Source organism: Halomonas chromatireducens (assembly GCF_001545155.1).
GTDB classification, from domain to species: domain Bacteria; phylum Pseudomonadota; class Gammaproteobacteria; order Pseudomonadales; family Halomonadaceae; genus Halomonas; species Halomonas chromatireducens.
In genome coordinates this window covers 3,647,094-3,663,178 of the sequence record NZ_CP014226.1, presented here as the reverse complement: position 1 = coordinate 3,663,178, position 16,085 = coordinate 3,647,094, and the positions used below count along the sequence as shown (strand labels likewise).

The following is a 16,085-nucleotide window of genomic DNA, read 5'->3' as shown; positions in this document are numbered from 1 at the left end:
GCAGAGACGAATTCAAGCAACGACTTTTCGAGGATTTCCTATGGGACGCATCATCGGTATTGACCTGGGGACCACCAACTCCTGTGTGGCCGTGCTCGACGGCGACAGCGCCAAGGTGATCGAGAACGCCGAAGGTACTCGCACCACGCCTTCCATCATCGCCTACACCGATGATGGGGAGATCCTGGTGGGGCAGTCGGCCAAGCGCCAGGCGGTCACCAACCCCGAGAACACACTTTACGCCATCAAGCGCCTGATCGGCCGTCGCTTCAAGGACGATGTCGTCCAGAAAGACATCAAGATGGTGCCCTACGGCATCACCGAGGCCGACAACGGCGACGCCTGGGTGGAAGTGAAGGGCAAGAAGCTGGCACCGCCGCAGGTCAGCGCCGAAGTGCTGAAGAAAATGAAGAAGACAGCGGAAGACTATCTGGGTGAAGAAGTCACCGAGGCGGTCATTACCGTGCCGGCCTACTTCAACGACAGCCAGCGCCAGGCCACCAAGGATGCCGGCCGCATTGCCGGCCTCGAGGTCAAGCGCATCATCAACGAGCCCACGGCGGCGGCGCTGGCCTACGGCATGGACAAGGCGCGCGGCGACAAGACCATTGCGGTCTACGACCTGGGCGGCGGTACCTTCGATATCTCCATCATCGAAGTGGCCGATGTCGACGGCGAGACCCAGTTCGAGGTGCTGGCCACCAACGGCGACACCTTCCTGGGCGGCGAAGACTTCGACATGCACCTGATCAACTATCTGGTCGATCAGTTCAAGTCCGACAGCGGCATCGATCTTTCCGGCGACAACCTGGCCATGCAGCGCCTCAAGGAAGCCGCCGAGAAGGCCAAGATCGAGCTCTCCAGCGCCCAGCAGACCGACGTCAACCTGCCCTACATCACTGCCGACAACACCGGCCCGAAGCACCTCAACGTCAAGGTGACCCGGGCCAAGCTGGAGTCGCTGGTGGAGGATCTGGTCCAGCGCTCCCTGGGGCCGTGCAAGACCGCGCTCGCCGATGCAGGCCTGTCGGCCTCCGAGATCGACGACGTGATCCTGGTCGGCGGTCAGACCCGCATGCCGATGGTGCAGAAGAAGGTCGCTGACTTCTTCGGCAAGGAAGCCCGCAAGGACGTCAACCCGGACGAGGCCGTGGCCGTGGGTGCGGCAATCCAGGGCGGCGTGCTGGGCGGCGACGTCAAGGACGTGCTGCTGCTCGACGTCACCCCGCTGACGCTCGGCATCGAGACCCTGGGCGGCGTGATGACCCCGCTGATCGAGAAGAACACCACCATCCCGACCAAGAAGACCCAGACCTTCTCGACCGCGGATGACAACCAGACCGCCGTGACCATCCACGTGCTGCAGGGCGAGCGCAAGCAGGCGGGCGGCAACAAGTCGCTGGGTCGCTTCGACTTGGCCGACATTCCGCCGGCGCCCCGTGGCGTGCCGCAGATCGAGGTCGCCTTCGACCTGGACGCCAACGGTATCCTCAACGTGTCCGCCAAGGACAAGGCCACCGGCAAGGAGCAGTCGATCGTGATCAAGGCCTCCAGCGGCCTGTCCGACGACGAGATCGAGCAGATGGTTCGCGATGCCGAGGCCCATGCCGACGAGGACAAGAAGTTCGAGGAGCTGGTGGCGCTGCGCAACCAGGCCGACGGCATGGTCCACGCCGCTCGCAAGACGGTGCAGGAAGCCGGCGAGCACGCCACCGACGAGGAAAAGCAAGCCATCGAGACGGCTGCCTCCGAGCTCGAAGAGGCGCTCAAGGGCGACGACAAGGACGACATCCAGGCCAAGCTGGACACCCTGACCGAAGCCTCCGGCAACCTGGCCCAGAAGATGTATGCCGCCCAGGCCGAGGCTGCTCAGCAGGGCGGTGGTGAAGAGGGCCAGGAGCCTGGCGCCAAGCAGGAAGATGACGTGGTCGACGCCGAATACGAAGAAGTCAACGACGACCAGAAGAAGCCGTAATCGTCGAGGGTATGCCACGGCCGGCGGCAGCGCGGGGGGATGACTCCCGCGTTGCCGTTTCCGCGGATCAGGCGATAACTGCCTAGACCAGGAGGCGCATGGACCCATGTCCAAACGCGATTATTACGAAGTGCTCGGCGTCGAGCGCGGGGCCGATACGAAAGACATCAAGAAGGCCTACCGGCGCCTGGCACAGAAATACCATCCGGACCGTAATCCGGATGACGAGAGTTCGGCCGAGCGGTTTCGAGAGGTCTCGGAAGCCTACGAGGTCCTGAGCGACAGCGAGAAGCGTGCCGCCTACGACCAGTTCGGCCATGCCGGCGTCGACGGCCAGGCGGGCGGCTTCGGTGGCGGCGGCTTCGGCGGTGGTGCGGGAGCCGGCGGCTTCAGCGACATCTTCGGCGACGTGTTCGGCGACATCTTCGGCGGTGGCGGTGGCCGGCGCAGCCCCCATGCGCCGCAGCGGGGCAGCGACCTGCGCTACAACCTGGAGCTCGATCTGGAGAGTGCGGTTTCCGGCACCACCGTCGATATCCGCGTGCCCCGCCACGTGGAGTGCGACCGCTGCGACGGCCAGGGTGCCGAGCCGGGCTCCAGCAAGGAGACCTGCCCCACCTGTAACGGCCACGGCCAGGTGCGCATGCAGCAGGGCTTCTTCGCCGTGCAGCAGACCTGCCCCACCTGCCACGGCAACGGTGTGCATATCAAGGTGCCCTGCCACAAGTGCCACGGCGAAGGCCGCGTGCGCGAGACCCGCACCCTGTCGGTGAAGATCCCCGCCGGCGTCGACACCGGCGACCGCATTCGCCTCAACGGCGAGGGCGAGTCCGGCATCAACGGCGGGCCCCCGGGCGATCTCTACGTGCAGGTGGCGATCAAGCCGCACCACATCTTCCAGCGCGACGGCAAGCACCTGCACTGCGACGTGCCGATCAACTTCATCGACGCCGCACTCGGCGGCGAGCTGGAAGTGCCGACGCTGGATGGCCGGGTCAAGCTCAAGATCCCCGCCGAGACCCAGACCGGCCGTCTGTTCCGCCTGCGCGGCAAGGGCGTCAAGCCGGTGCGCGGCGGCCCGCCCGGGGACCTGCTGTGCAAGGTCGTGGTCGAGACACCGGTTAACCTCAACGACGAGCAGAAGGATCTGCTGCGCCAGCTTCAGGAGAGCCTGGGGGGCACCAACAGCGCCCACCACTCGCCCAAGAAGAGCGGCTTCTTCGACGGCGTGAAGAAGTTCTTCGAGGATATGAAGCCGTAGCAAAGGTGGTCGCGCACCATGAGACGCCGCCCCGGTATCGCTCGATGCCGGGGCGGTGTCGTTTTCAACTCAGCGTTGCAGGTGATCTAGTCGCCAGGTCAGAGCGCCCTGGGCCGGATGCCAGCGGCTATCACGAGGCAAGGCCAGCGGGTGGCCGTCCAACTCGCAGAGCCAACGGTTATCCGACACCAGTGCATCGATGGTGGGGCTGACGTGCCACTTGTGATCCGGCCCTGGTGCAATGAGGTGATTGTCCATGGCCCAGTGCAGATTGGGAGTGAGTGCCAGTCCGTTGGTGGGATGGTCGTCCTGACTCTCGGTGAAGGGCACCAAGTGAGCGGCCTCGACCAGGTAACGGTAATCTGGCGAAATGTAGCGTAGGCGGCTGGCCGCGCATCGATAATCGTAGGCTTCCAGTACCAGTGAGCGGAATGCGGCTGAGCGCGCTTGGAGCTGGCTGGCCTCATGTACTCCTTCTTCCAGTCTCTCGGGGTTCTTTTCGTATTCGCCACTTGAGAAAGCCAGGCCAAGGTAGTCGTGAAGTGCCTGCTGTGCGGCTGGGGAGTGCCCAAAGTATTGGCCTATTACTACGGCCGCAGCTTCAAAAGCCAAAGGCTTATCCTGTGCTGCGCGAAAGAGAGCGCTATCCAGGTCGGCGGCAACAAAGCGGTGTTCGATATCACTCATCGACTTAGGTTGGCCGAACTGCTTGGCGATCTTTTCCAGTTTGTCATGAAACACTGGTGCCCAGAGGCGGCCATTCGGTCCTGCATCCGATGACAGGTGCCATAACGGTAACCAGGGGTTGGCCTTCTGTCGCTCACCGGTTGCGATTTCGTATAGCTCGCAGTAACGCGTTACCAATCGGGTATCGATAGGGATTCGGCTTGAGGCGACATGACCCGCCTGGATCTCACAAATAAGAGCGAGAATCAGGCACGGTTTATTGGAGGCCGGTGCGCCCTTGCTTTGGCCCACTCGTAGCCGTGTCAGGCTCTTGAGTGCCGGGTTCATGCCGCCTCCCTGCTTCAGTATTGTAAACGTTTCGTTCAGCCTATCACGACGAGGCGAATATTCGCTGAAGAGTGGTGCTGCGGACTGGCATTGGCCATCCGCTCGTCTTAGTCTTGAGTTCAATCGAATACGAAGGGAGGTCGTCATGCCGATGTCGCGAACGGAGATCGCTACCGAGTCAGCTGCGAAGCTGATGAACCGGCTGTGCAAGCACTGGGCGCACAAGCTGGAGGTGGAGCAGGGCGAGACCGAGAGCCGGGTGGTCTTCGAGGAGGGCTCCTGCCTGATGCAGGCCGAGCCGGACAAGCTGGTGGTTGCCCTCGAGGCGCTGGACGAGGAGGGCCTCGACCGCCTGGAGGGCGTGCTGGATGCCCACCTTCAGCGCATGGCGGGTGACGAGGATCTGGATATCGTCTGGGAAAATTGAACGTCACGGCGTCGCCCCGCGCCGCCCACCTGGGGATGCTGCTGTGGGCGGTACTGGTGGGGCTGTCGTTTCCCGCCGTCGAGCTGATGAGCCAGCTGCCGCCGCTGTCGCTGACCGCGCTGCGCTTCGCCATCGCCTGCGCGGGGCTCTGGTGGCTGGCGCGCCGCTCGGCCGATTTCCTGCCCTCCTGGCGGCTACTGCCCCTCTACAGCCTGATGGGCCTCTGCCTGGCCGGTTTCTTCGGCGCCATGTTCTGGGCGGCACATCACGCCACGGCGCTCTCCATGTCGACGCTCTACGTCACCGTGCCGCTGCTGGCCTTTATGCTGGGGCTGGGCTTTCGCGTCGAGTGGTTGACCTGGCAACTGCCGGCGATTCTTGCGCTGGGCGCCCTGGGGGCGCTGGGCCTGGCCGTTGCCGAGTCGATGGGGCATGGCGAAGGGCTCGAGTTCGGCATCGGCGAGGCGGTGTTCTTCCTCGGCTGTGTCTCCTCGGCGCTCTACCCGGTGCTGAGCAAGTGGGGGCTAGCCCATGGCTGGCTGCCGGAAGCGGCCTCGGTGCGCACCTTCTGGAGCCTGGGAATGGGCGGGGTATGGATTGGCCTGCTGGGGTTGGCGATAGAGCCCGCCGCCGAGCTCATGTCGATGCGCTGGCATGACCTGCTGCTGGTGACCTACCTGGGGCTCTTCTCCAGTGCCCTGACCTTCTGGCTGATGCAGCGGGCCACCTCGGCGTTGACCCCCGGTGCCGTCACCGCCTACGGCTATCTGGTGCCCTTCGTCTCCATGCTGCTGCTGTTCGTCACCGCGCCGGAACAGATCGGCTGGCACTGGCTGCCGGGCAGCCTGCTGGTGCTGACCGCCATTGCGCTGCTGCTGCGCAACGGGCGCAGCGAAGCGCCGTCATGAGTCGTCCGACGAGGCCGCGTTGGTTCGCTGCCAAGTGTCGGTGGCAGCCGCGGGTGGTCAGGTGGATAATCCTGTTTGACGTATAACGCAGCGCGTAATAGCATGATGACATGATCGAGTCCTTTGCCTGCAAGCGAACGCAGCGACTTTTCGAGGGGGCGGGGTGCTCCAACTCATTTCGTGCCTTCCGGCGCCAGGCCGAGCGCAAGCTCCAATTGCTGGATTCGGCGACTACGCTGGATTTCTTGCGCTCGCCACCCGGTAACCGTCTCGAGGCGCTACGCGGTGACAGGCAGGGGCAGTACAGCATTCGTATCAACGATCAGTGGAGAATCTGCTTTCGCTTCGAGAACGGGGCCGCCTTCGATGTCGAAATCGTGGATTATCACTGACCTCTGTCAAACAGGAGTTGCCATCATGATCAAGAATGGCATGCGACCTATCCATCCAGGCGAGATGCTGCGGGAAGACTATCTGGAGCCGCTGGGGATGAGCGTCAACGCCCTGGCACGTGAGCTGCGTGTGCCCTCGACCCGGTTGCACGAGATCGTCAAGGAGCGCCGTGCGATTTCGGCGGATACAGCCCTGCGTCTGGCGCGTTATTTCGGTGGTGATGCCCAGTCGTGGCTGAACCTTCAGGCAGCGTATGAGCTCAAGAGAGTCGAGCTCGATCATGGCGACGAGATCGAGCGCAGCGTATTGCCACGAGATGCAGCCTGAGCCTCTGGTATACTCGCGGCATCTTAACGCCACCGCATTTGCAGGAGTCCGCATGACCCGTATCGCCATCGTCGGCGTCGCCGGCCGCATGGGCCGCACCCTGGTCAACGCCGTGCAGCAGGATGCCGGAGCCACCCTGGCCGGCGGTATCGTCGAGCCGGGCAGTTCGCTGGCCGGTGCCGATATCGGTGAGCTGGCGGGCGTCGGCAGGCTGGGGGTGACGGCGGTGGACTCCCTCGAGGCCATCGTCGATGATTTCGACGTGCTGATCGACTTCACCAGCCCGCAGGTGACGCTGGCCAACCTGGCGTTCTGCGCCAAGCACGGCAAGCGGATCGTCATCGGCACCACCGGGCTCTCCGACGAGGAGCTGGCCGCGCTCGACGCCTACCGTGACAGGCTCCCGCTGGTCTTCGCGCCCAACATGAGCGTCGGGGTCAACCTGACGCTGAAGCTGCTGGAAACCGCGGCCCGGGCGCTGGGCGACGAGGGCTACGACATCGAGGTGATCGAGGCGCACCATCGCCACAAGGTGGATTCCCCCTCGGGCACCGCGCTGAAGATGGGCGAGGTGGTGGCCGAGAGCCTCGGCCGCACGCTCAAGGAGCACGGCGTCTTCGCCCGCGAGGGCCAGTGCGGGCCGCGCACGGACAAGGAAATCGGCTTCGCCACGGTGCGTGCCGGGGATATCGTCGGCGAGCACACGGTGATGTTCGCCACCGAGGGCGAGCGCATCGAGATCACCCACAAGGCGTCGAGCCGCATGACCTTCGCCAAGGGTGCGGTACGCGCGGCGCGCTGGGTGGCCGACCGGCCCAACGGCCGGTATGACATGCAGGATGTGCTTGGCCTCTGAACCTGTGGGGCGGCCGCCGACCGAGGGGCGCCGAGGACAGGCCGAAGAGGAGGTCCGATTCCAGGGATGGAATCGGTAGCGCCCAGGGATGGGTTCACAGCGCATCCTCGGAGTCCTGTGCTCGGATCAGCCCCGGATCGTCAGCGTGGACATGAGGTTCAGGGCGCAAGATGGTAGCCAGGTGAGGCCGGATCCTGTAATATCCCCAAAATTTTGGCCGGGCGCCTGAAAATAGCAGTCATTACTGCGCGCTTGTTGCGTTTGCCAGCCCCCGAAGAATATGACAACAAGCGGGATGAAACCGGTTCTTTTATCGGCTTCGTCCCGCTTTTTTACGAGCCGAATCTGTCGCAGCGACGATAGCCGCGGAGCCTGCGCCCCTCAGGCTCCCACAGCATGGGAGGACCTTGTCTTGAACAGCCCCGCATTGAACAAACCCGCGATACTGGCCCTGGAAGATGGCAGTCTCTTTCACGGCACGGCCATCGGTGCCGATGGACAGACCAGCGGTGAGGTGGTGTTCAATACGGCCATGACCGGCTATCAGGAAATCCTCACCGACCCCTCCTATACCCGGCAGATCGTCACCCTCACCTACCCCCACATCGGCAATACCGGCGTCAACGCCGAGGATGTGGAGTCCGGCGCCATCGCCGCCGCGGGCCTGGTGATCCGCGACCTGCCGCTGATCGCCAGCAACTTCCGCTCCGAACAGTCGCTCTCCGACTACCTGAAGAGCCAGAACGTGCTCGGCATCGCCGATATCGATACCCGGCGGCTGACCCGCATCCTGCGCGACAAGGGCGCCCAGAACGGGGCGATCCTGGCCGGCGACCTGGCCTCCGGCGAAGACGCCGTAGAGCGCGCACTGGCGGCGGCGCGGGAGTTTCCCGGCCTCAAGGGCATGGACCTGGCCAAGGTGGTTTCCTGCCAGGCTCCCTACGAGTGGACCGAGGGCGAATGGACCCTGGGTGAGGGCTACGCCGACACCAGCCAGAGCGAGCGCCCCTTCCACGTGGTCGCCTACGACTATGGGGTGAAGCGCAACATCCTGCGCATGCTGGCCAGCCGCGGCTGCCGCCTGACCGTGGTGCCGGCCCAGACCCCCGCCGCCGAGGTGCTGGCCATGAACCCGGACGGTGTCTTCCTGGCCAACGGCCCCGGTGACCCCGAACCCTGCGACTACGCCATCAAGGCGATCGGCGAGATCCTCGAGACCGACATCCCGGTCTTCGGCATCTGCCTGGGCCATCAGCTGCTGGCGCTGGCCAGTGGAGCGAAGACGGTGAAGATGGGGCTCGGCCACCACGGCGCCAATCATCCCGTGCAGGACCTCGACACCGGCCACGTGATGATCACCAGCCAGAACCACGGCTTCGCCGCCGAGGAGTCGACCCTGCCGGCCAACCTCCGTGCCACCCACCGTTCGCTGTTTGACGGTTCGCTGCAGGGCATCGAGCGCACCGACCGCCCGGCCTTCAGCTTCCAGGGCCACCCCGAGGCGAGCCCCGGACCCAAGGACGTGTCGCCGCTGTTCGACCGTTTCGTCGCCATGATGAAGGAGCGCCTCGCCACGCGCTGAATGAATCTGCCCGGTCAGCCCCAGGCCCCGCCGGGCATCGAACGCTTCAGCGGACTCTGCGAGAGCCGCCTCACTCGTTAGCCAACAATTTTCGCGGGAACCGTCATGCCCAAACGTACCGACATAAAGAGCATCCTCATCATCGGCGCCGGCCCCATCGTCATCGGCCAGGCGTGCGAGTTCGACTATTCCGGCGCCCAGGCCTGCAAGGCGCTGCGCGAGGAGGGCTACCGGGTCATCCTGGTCAACTCCAACCCGGCCACCATCATGACCGACCCGGCCATGGCCGATGCCACCTATATCGAGCCGATCACCTGGCAGACGGTGGAGAAGATCATCGAGGCCGAGCGTCCCGATGCCCTGCTGCCGACCATGGGTGGCCAGACGGCGCTCAACTGTGCGCTGCAGCTCGACGAGCACGGCGTGCTCGAGAAGTATGGCGTGGAGATGATCGGCGCCAACGCCGATGCCATCAACAAGGCCGAGGACCGCGACCTCTTCGACAAGGCAATGAAGAATATCGGCCTGGCGTGCCCCAAGGCCAAGGTGGCGCACTCCATGGCAGAGGCCTGGGAGATCCAGGCCGAGCTGGGCTTTCCCACCATCATCCGCCCCTCCTACACCATGGGTGGCTCCGGCGGTGGCGTGGCCTACAACAAGGAGGAGTTCGAGGAGATCTGCACCCGCGGCTTCGAGCTCTCCAACAACCATGAGCTGCTCATCGACGAGTCGTTGCTGGGGTGGAAGGAGTACGAGATGGAGGTCGTTCGGGACAAGAACGACAACTGCATCATCGTCTGCGCCATCGAGAACTTCGACCCCATGGGCGTGCATACCGGCGACTCCATCACCGTGGCCCCGGCCCAGACGCTGACCGACAAGGAATACCAGATCATGCGCGACGCATCGCTTGCGGTGCTGCGCGAGATCGGCGTCGAGACCGGCGGCTCCAACGTGCAGTTCGGCGTCGACCCCAGGACCGGGCGCATGGTGATCATCGAGATGAACCCGCGGGTGTCGCGCTCCTCGGCGCTGGCCTCCAAGGCCACCGGCTTCCCGATCGCCAAGATCGCCGCCAAGCTGGCCGTCGGCTATACCCTGGACGAGCTGCAGAACGACATCACCGGCGGGCGCACCCCGGCCCCCTTCGAGCCGGCCATCGACTACGTCGTCACCAAGATTCCGCGCTTCACCTTCGAGAAATTCCCCCAGGCCAACGACCGCCTCACCACCCAGATGAAATCGGTGGGCGAGGTCATGGCCATCGGCCGCACCTTCCAGGAGTCGCTGCAGAAGGCGCTGCGTGGCCTGGAGACCGGCAACGACGGGCTCGACCCCAAGTTTCCTGAGTGCAAGGCCGGCGACTTCAGTGACGATGCCATGGCGCACATCAAGGGCGAGCTGCAGGCCGCCGGCGCCGAGCGCATCTTCTTCATCGCCGACGCCATGCGCGCCGGCATGAGCGTCGACGAGATCTTCACCCTGACCAATATCGATCCCTGGTTTCTGGTGCAGATCGAGGATCTGGTCAACATCGAGCAGCAGGTGAGCAAGCGTTCACTGTCCGACTTTACCCCCCGCGAGCTGTTCGGCCTCAAGCGCAAGGGCTTCAGCGATGCCCGCCTGGCGAGCCTGCTGGGCGTCGCCGAGAAGGAGTTCCGCAAGACCCGCCAGAAGGCCGGCATCCGCCCGGTCTACAAGCGGGTGGACACCTGTTCGGCGGAGTTCGTCTCGGACACCGCCTACATGTACTCCACCTACGAGGAGGAGTGTGAGGCCGAGGTCTCCGACCGCCAGAAGATCATGGTGCTGGGCGGCGGGCCCAACCGTATCGGCCAGGGCATCGAGTTCGACTACTGCTGCGTCCACGCCGCCTTCGCCATGCACGACGACGGCTATGAGACCATCATGGTCAACTGCAACCCGGAGACCGTCTCTACCGACTACGACACCTCCGACCGCCTCTACTTCGAGCCGGTCACCTTGGAGGACGTGCTGGAGATCGCCGACAAGGAGAAGCCGGTCGGGGTGATCGTGCAGTTCGGCGGCCAGACGCCGCTCAAGCTGGCCCGAGAGCTCGAGGCCGCCGGCGTGCCGATCATCGGCACCACGCCGGACGCCATCGACCGTGCCGAGGACCGCGAGCGCTTCCAGCAGATGATCGATAAGTTGGGCCTCAAGCAGCCGCCCAACGCTACCGCGCGCAGCTTCGACGAGGCCTTCGCCAAGGCCGAGGCGATCGGCTACCCGCTGGTGGTGCGCCCCAGCTACGTGCTCGGCGGCCGTGCCATGGAGATCGTCTACGACGCCTCCGAGCTCGAGAACTACATGACCCACGCGGTGAAGGTCTCCAACGACTCGCCGGTGCTGCTCGACCACTTCCTCAATGCCGCCATCGAGATCGATATCGACGCCGTCTCCGACGGCCACCAGGTGGTGATCGGCGGCATCATGCAGCACATCGAGCAGGCCGGCGTGCACTCCGGTGACTCCGCCTGCGCGCTGCCCCCCTACTCGCTGCCCGCCGAGGTGCAGGACGAGATGCGCGAGCAGGTCAAGAAGATGGCCGTGGAGCTCGGCGTGGTGGGCCTGATGAACGTGCAGCTGGCCTGGCAGGATGGCGAGATCTACGTCATCGAGGTCAACCCCCGCGCCTCGCGTACCGTGCCCTTCGTCTCCAAGTGCATCGGCATCTCCCTGGCGCAGATCGCCGCCCGCTGCATGGCGGGCAAGACCCTGGCCGAACAGGGCTTCGAGCGCGAGATCGTGCCGCACTTCTATAGCGTCAAGGAGGCGGTGTTCCCGTTCAACAAGTTCCCCGGGGTCGACCCCATCCTGTCGCCGGAGATGAAGTCCACCGGCGAGGTGATGGGCAGTGGCGACACCTTCGCCGAGGCCTTCTACAAGGCGCAGCTCGGCGCCGGCGAGGCGATTCCCGCCCTCACCGGGGAGCGCAAGGCGTTCCTCTCGGTGCGCGATCCGGACAAGTCGGGTGTTATCGAGGTGGCGCGTTCTCTGCTAGCATTAGGGTTCGGCCTGGTCGCCACTCGTGGCACCGCTGCGGCACTCGAAGCGGCAGGCCTCCCGTTCGACATCGTCAACAAGGTCTATGAAGGCCGGCCGCATATCGTCGATCTGCTCAAGAACGACGAAATCGCCTATATCGTCAATACCACCGAGGGCCGTCAGGCAATCAATGACTCCTCGGTGATCCGTCGTACCGCGCTCGCCCGCAAGGTGCCCTATGCCACGACCCTGGCAGGGGCCAGCGCCGTTTGCATGGCGCTCGAATATGGCGATGCCATTACAGTACGTCGGGTACAGGAACTGCATGCAGGAGCTACGCAATGAACAAGGTCCCCATGACCGTTGCCGGCGAGGCACGCCTGCGCAAGGAGCTGGAATATCTGAAAGGCGAGGCGCGCCCCAAGGTGATCGCCGATATCGCCGAGGCGCGTGAGCACGGTGATCTCAAGGAGAACGCCGAGTACCACGCCGCCCGCGAGCAGCAGGGCTTTATCGAAGGGCGCATCAAGGAGATCGAGAGCAAGCTCTCGGCGGCCCAGGTGATCGATGTCATGAAGCTGCCGCAGACGGGCAAGGTGATCTTCGGCGTCACCGTCGAGCTGATCAACCTCAACAATGACGAGACGGTGACCTACCAGATCGTCGGCGAGGACGAGGCCGAGATCAAGGCCGGCAAGATATCGGTGACCTCGCCCATCGCCCGCGCCCTGATCGGCAAGGAGGAGGGCGACGTGGTGGTGGTGAACACCCCGGGCGGCGAAGTGGAATACGAGATTGCCGGCGTCGAGCACCGCTGAGCCGGCGCCAAGCGAACAACCCCCGGCGACGCGGGTCGGCGGGGGTTGTATCGTCAAGGGCTGCTTGATGCAGCCCTGCATGCGGCTCGGCTTCAGTGGCGGCCGTGGTGGCCCTCGAAGCGCTTGACGTTGGAGAGCTTGGGGTTGCCCTTGGGGTTGGCTCGATAGAGCAGCGCCATCTTGCCGATGGTCTGTACCCGCTCGGCCCGGCTCGCGGTCAGCAGGGCCTCCAGCGCAGCGGCGCGGTCATCACGCTCCGTCAGGGCCAGCTTGACCTTGATCAGCTCGTGGTCGTTGAGCGCGCGATCGAGTTCGGCCAGCAGCCCCTCGGATACGCCGTTTTCGGATACCGTTACCACCGGGGTGAGGTGGTGGCCGATACTGCGAAATGCTTTCTTTTGTGCCTGTGACAAGCTCATGGTATGTTGCGTCTTCCCGGTTGCGCTCAGCGCACCATGGTACGGTGAAACGCGTCTCGACGAAAGCATTCAAGCGCTTCTCGGCGGCTGCCGTTTCGCTTCGCACCTTGCCGCTTCTGGCGCTGGTCTAATGGCTTTACAGATCCCTATTTCAAACGATGTCTCAAGGTGATGCCGTGGCTCGTTCCACTCCCTCCTCGCGTGGCGATGCGTCCAGTTCCGGCGACAAGCGTGCGTCGGGCAAGGCCGGGGCAAGCAAGACCAGCAAAGGCTGGCTGAAGGAGCACTTCGACGACCGGTTCGTGCAGCAGAGCTGGCAGGATGGCTATCGTAGCCGGGCCAGCTACAAGCTGCTGGCGCTGGACGAGAAGGACCGGCTGTTCCGGCCGGGCATGGCGGTGATCGACCTGGGTGCGGCGCCGGGCGGCTGGAGCCAGGTGGCCGCCGAGAAGGTAGGCCCCAGTGGCGTGGTGATCGCCTCCGACATCCTGGAGATGGACGCCCTTGCCGGCGTCGACTTCATTCAGGGCGATTTCACCGAGGAATCGGTACTCGATGCGATACTCGAGACCCTGGGCAATCGGCCGGTAGACCTTGTGATGTCCGACATGGCCCCCAATATGAGTGGTATGGCGGCCATCGATCAACCCCAGGCCATGTACCTGGTGGAGCTGGCGCTTGGCCTGGCTCGCCAGACATTGAAGCCACAGGGTCGCTTCCTCGCCAAGGTGTTCCAGGGCGAAGGCTTCGATACCTACCTCAAGGAGCTGCGCGACAGTTTCAGCCGGGTGGTGACCCGCAAGCCAGAGGCCTCGCGTGCTCGTTCGCGTGAAGTGTACCTGCTGGCGGAAGGATTTCGCGGCTGAGCTCCGGCTCGGCCACAATGATAGTCAAAGACTAACGGCGCAATGGCCGGACAGGGCTGCTCAACTATGTCACAGTATGGGCAGACATAGCCCCCACGGCTGGGCGGAACACGCCCCGCAGTGCGTGGTCTTACAAACAGGCGTTTCGGCCGACAGATGCTTGCAACGAGGGTAGGCCCTTGAACGATATGGCAAAGAACCTGATTCTGTGGTTGGTTATCGCCGCAGTATTGCTCACGGTATTCAACAACTTTACCGTCGATACCACACCGCAGACGATGAACTACTCCCAGTTCGTCCAGCAGGTGCAGAATCAACAGATCCGCAGCGTGACCATCGATGGCCACACCATCACCGGTGAGCGTCAGGACGGGTCGGAATTCCAGACCATCCGGCCCGCAGCGGAAGACCCCCGGCTGATGGATGATCTGCTGACCAACAACGTCACCGTGGTGGGCAAGGAGCCGCAGCAGCAGAGCCTGTGGACGCGGCTGCTGATCGCCAGCTTCCCGATTCTACTGATTCTTGCCATCTTCATGTTCTTCATGCGTCAGATGCAGGGCGGAGCCGGCGGCAAGGGCGGTCCGATGAGCTTCGGCAAGTCCAAGGCCAAGCTGCTCTCCCAGGATCAGATCAAGACCACCTTCGCCGACGTGGCCGGGTGTGACGAGGCCAAGGAGGAGGTTGAGGAGCTGGTCGACTTCCTGCGTGATCCCTCCAAGTTCCAGCGCCTGGGCGGCACCATTCCCCGCGGCGTGCTGATGGTGGGCCCGCCGGGTACCGGTAAGACGCTGCTCGCCAAGTCCATCGCCGGCGAGGCCAAGGTACCGTTCTTCTCGATCTCCGGCTCAGACTTCGTCGAGATGTTCGTCGGTGTGGGTGCGTCCCGTGTGCGCGACATGTTCGAGCAGGCCAAGAAGCAGGCGCCCTGCATCATCTTCATCGACGAGATCGATGCGGTGGGTCGCTCCCGCGGCGCCGGCATGGGCGGTGGCAACGACGAGCGCGAGCAGACCCTGAACCAGCTGCTGGTAGAAATGGATGGCTTCGAGGCCAACGAGGGCGTCATAGTCATTGCCGCCACCAACCGTCCTGACGTGCTCGATCCGGCGCTGCTGCGCCCGGGGCGCTTCGACCGCCAGGTAGTGGTGGGGCTGCCGGATATTCGGGGCCGCGAGCATATCCTCAACGTACACCTGCGCAAGGTGCCGCTGGGCGACGACGTCAAGCCGTCGCTGATCGCCCGAGGCACGCCCGGTTTCTCCGGCGCCGATCTGGCCAACCTGGTCAACGAGGCGGCGCTCTTCGCCGCACGCCGCAACAAGCGTCTGGTGAGCATGGAAGAGCTGGAGCTGGCCAAGGACAAGATCATGATGGGCGCCGAGCGCAAGTCCATGGTCATGACCGACAAGGAGAAGCTCAACACCGCCTATCACGAGTCGGGCCACGCCATCATCGGTCTGGTGATGCCGGAGCACGACCCGGTCTACAAGGTGACCATCATCCCCCGCGGCCGAGCGCTGGGCGTGACCATGTTCCTGCCCGAGCAGGACCGTTACAGCCTGTCGCGTCAGCAGATTCTCAGCCAGATCTGCTCGCTGTTCGGCGGCCGTATCGCCGAGGAGATGACGCTGGGTCCCAACGGTGTCACTACCGGGGCGTCGAACGACATCAAGCGCGCCACCGAGCTGGCCCACAACATGGTGGCCAAGTGGGGCCTCTCCGAGGAGATGGGTCCGATCATGTACGATGAGGACGAGTCCCACCAGTTCCTCGGCGGTCCCGGCCAGGGCGGCAAGCTCAAGTCCGGCGAGACCACATCGCGCCTCGACAAGGAGGTGCGCAAGATCATCGATGAATGCTACGCCAAGGCGCAGCAGATCCTCGAGGAGAATCGCGACAAGCTTGACGCCATGGCCGATGCGCTGATGCTCTACGAGACCATCGACGCCGACCAGCTCCGCGATATCATGGAGGGCCGCGCGCCGCGGCCGCCCAAGGACTGGGAGGACGGCGATTCCGGCACCGGCGCACCGGTAACCGGCGAGACGCCGTCTACCGGCGAAGAGTCCGAACCCGAGCCCGAGGCGGCCGGACCCACCGATGGCGGCAGTGGTGGAGACAGCAGCAGCGATGGTAGCGATAGTGGTAATGGTGATGAGGATGAAGACGAGGAGCCGCGTCGTCGCCCGTCAGACCCGCTGGGTGGTCCGGCCGGGTCCTGATATCGACT

General features: G+C 64.3%; 14 protein-coding genes. 12 read left to right on the top strand and 2 right to left on the bottom strand.

The window, feature by feature from the left end; all coding sequences use genetic code 11:
• Positions 1 to 40: 40 nt before the first annotated feature.
• Both dnaK and dnaJ read left to right on the top strand, forming a co-directional pair.
• A complete protein-coding gene (gene dnaK, locus LOKO_RS16935) occupies positions 41 to 1,975 on the top strand; it encodes a molecular chaperone DnaK (RefSeq protein ID WP_066451871.1) in 1,935 nt (644 codons plus the stop codon).
• A 106-nt stretch (positions 1,976 to 2,081) separates the two neighbouring features.
• The gene (gene dnaJ / locus LOKO_RS16930; RefSeq protein ID WP_066451870.1) at positions 2,082 to 3,236 is read left to right on the top strand and encodes a molecular chaperone DnaJ; all 1,155 of its coding nucleotides are present in this window, start codon (positions 2,082 to 2,084) and stop codon (positions 3,234 to 3,236) included.
• Between the two features lie 69 nt (positions 3,237 to 3,305).
• On the opposite strand, the gene LOKO_RS19005 is transcribed toward dnaJ, so the two are convergent.
• Positions 3,306 to 4,250, bottom strand: a complete 945-nt coding sequence (locus tag LOKO_RS19005) for an HNH endonuclease (RefSeq protein ID WP_158509958.1) — start codon at positions 4,248 to 4,250, stop codon at positions 3,306 to 3,308.
• A gap of 145 nt (positions 4,251 to 4,395) precedes the next feature.
• Between LOKO_RS19005 and LOKO_RS16920 the strand changes: the two genes are divergently transcribed.
• The 8 genes from LOKO_RS16920 to greA all read left to right on the top strand — a co-directional run bounded on the left by LOKO_RS16920 (position 4,396) and on the right by greA (position 12,567).
• Positions 4,396 to 4,677 (top strand): DUF2218 domain-containing protein, encoded by a 282-nt coding sequence (locus LOKO_RS16920; protein WP_066451868.1) that lies wholly within the window; start codon positions 4,396 to 4,398, stop codon positions 4,675 to 4,677.
• A complete protein-coding gene (locus LOKO_RS16915) occupies positions 4,674 to 5,585 on the top strand; it encodes a DMT family transporter (RefSeq protein WP_235588895.1) in 912 nt (303 codons plus the stop codon). The genes LOKO_RS16920 and LOKO_RS16915 overlap by 4 nt, the downstream gene beginning before the upstream one ends.
• 110 nt (positions 5,586 to 5,695) lie before the next feature.
• On the top strand, positions 5,696 to 5,977 hold the full coding sequence (locus LOKO_RS16910; protein WP_066451866.1) for a type II toxin-antitoxin system RelE/ParE family toxin: 282 nt from the start codon (positions 5,696 to 5,698) through the stop codon (positions 5,975 to 5,977).
• 25 nt (positions 5,978 to 6,002) lie between these two features.
• Entirely contained in the window at positions 6,003 to 6,305 is a 303-nt protein-coding gene (locus LOKO_RS16905) for a HigA family addiction module antitoxin (protein WP_066451865.1), read from the top strand.
• 52 nt (positions 6,306 to 6,357) lie between these two features.
• The gene (gene dapB, locus LOKO_RS16900) at positions 6,358 to 7,161 is read left to right on the top strand and encodes a 4-hydroxy-tetrahydrodipicolinate reductase (protein ID WP_066451864.1); all 804 of its coding nucleotides are present in this window, start codon (positions 6,358 to 6,360) and stop codon (positions 7,159 to 7,161) included.
• 427 nt (positions 7,162 to 7,588) lie between these two features.
• Positions 7,589 to 8,743, top strand: a complete 1,155-nt coding sequence (carA, locus tag LOKO_RS16895; RefSeq protein WP_201025424.1) for a glutamine-hydrolyzing carbamoyl-phosphate synthase small subunit — start codon at positions 7,589 to 7,591, stop codon at positions 8,741 to 8,743.
• Positions 8,744 to 8,848: 105 nt separating this feature from the next.
• Positions 8,849 to 12,094, top strand: a complete 3,246-nt coding sequence (carB, locus tag LOKO_RS16890; RefSeq protein WP_066451862.1) for a carbamoyl-phosphate synthase large subunit — start codon at positions 8,849 to 8,851, stop codon at positions 12,092 to 12,094.
• On the top strand, positions 12,091 to 12,567 hold the full coding sequence (gene greA, locus LOKO_RS16885) for a transcription elongation factor GreA (protein ID WP_066451861.1): 477 nt from the start codon (positions 12,091 to 12,093) through the stop codon (positions 12,565 to 12,567). The genes carB and greA overlap by 4 nt, the downstream gene beginning before the upstream one ends.
• A 92-nt stretch (positions 12,568 to 12,659) precedes the next feature.
• Here the strand turns inward: greA and yhbY are convergent, their stop codons facing one another.
• On the bottom strand, positions 12,660 to 12,986 hold the full coding sequence (gene yhbY / locus LOKO_RS16880) for a ribosome assembly RNA-binding protein YhbY (RefSeq protein ID WP_066451860.1): 327 nt from the start codon (positions 12,984 to 12,986) through the stop codon (positions 12,660 to 12,662).
• 176 nt (positions 12,987 to 13,162) lie between these two features.
• Between yhbY and rlmE the strand changes: the two genes are divergently transcribed.
• Both rlmE and ftsH read left to right on the top strand, forming a co-directional pair.
• Positions 13,163 to 13,852, top strand: coding sequence for a 23S rRNA (uridine(2552)-2'-O)-methyltransferase RlmE (rlmE, locus tag LOKO_RS16875; RefSeq protein WP_417935374.1), 690 nt, complete (start codon positions 13,163 to 13,165; stop codon positions 13,850 to 13,852).
• Positions 13,853 to 14,031: 179 nt separating this feature from the next.
• Positions 14,032 to 16,077, top strand: coding sequence for an ATP-dependent zinc metalloprotease FtsH (ftsH, locus tag LOKO_RS16870; RefSeq protein WP_066451859.1), 2,046 nt, complete (start codon positions 14,032 to 14,034; stop codon positions 16,075 to 16,077).
• The last annotated feature ends 8 nt before the right edge of the window (positions 16,078 to 16,085 follow it).

Coding starts and splice junctions, on each gene's coding strand:
- dnaK (WP_066451871.1), top strand. CDS start 41: ATGGGACGCATCATCGGTATTGACCTGGGGACCACCAACTCCTGTGTG.
- dnaJ (WP_066451870.1), top strand. CDS start 2,082: ATGTCCAAACGCGATTATTACGAAGTGCTCGGCGTCGAGCGCGGGGCC.
- LOKO_RS19005 (WP_158509958.1), bottom strand. CDS start 4,250: ATGAACCCGGCACTCAAGAGCCTGACACGGCTACGAGTGGGCCAAAGC.
- LOKO_RS16920 (WP_066451868.1), top strand. CDS start 4,396: ATGCCGATGTCGCGAACGGAGATCGCTACCGAGTCAGCTGCGAAGCTG.
- LOKO_RS16910 (WP_066451866.1), top strand. CDS start 5,696: ATGATCGAGTCCTTTGCCTGCAAGCGAACGCAGCGACTTTTCGAGGGG.
- LOKO_RS16905 (WP_066451865.1), top strand. CDS start 6,003: ATGATCAAGAATGGCATGCGACCTATCCATCCAGGCGAGATGCTGCGG.
- dapB (WP_066451864.1), top strand. CDS start 6,358: ATGACCCGTATCGCCATCGTCGGCGTCGCCGGCCGCATGGGCCGCACC.
- carB (WP_066451862.1), top strand. CDS start 8,849: ATGCCCAAACGTACCGACATAAAGAGCATCCTCATCATCGGCGCCGGC.
- greA (WP_066451861.1), top strand. CDS start 12,091: ATGAACAAGGTCCCCATGACCGTTGCCGGCGAGGCACGCCTGCGCAAG.
- yhbY (WP_066451860.1), bottom strand. CDS start 12,986: ATGAGCTTGTCACAGGCACAAAAGAAAGCATTTCGCAGTATCGGCCAC.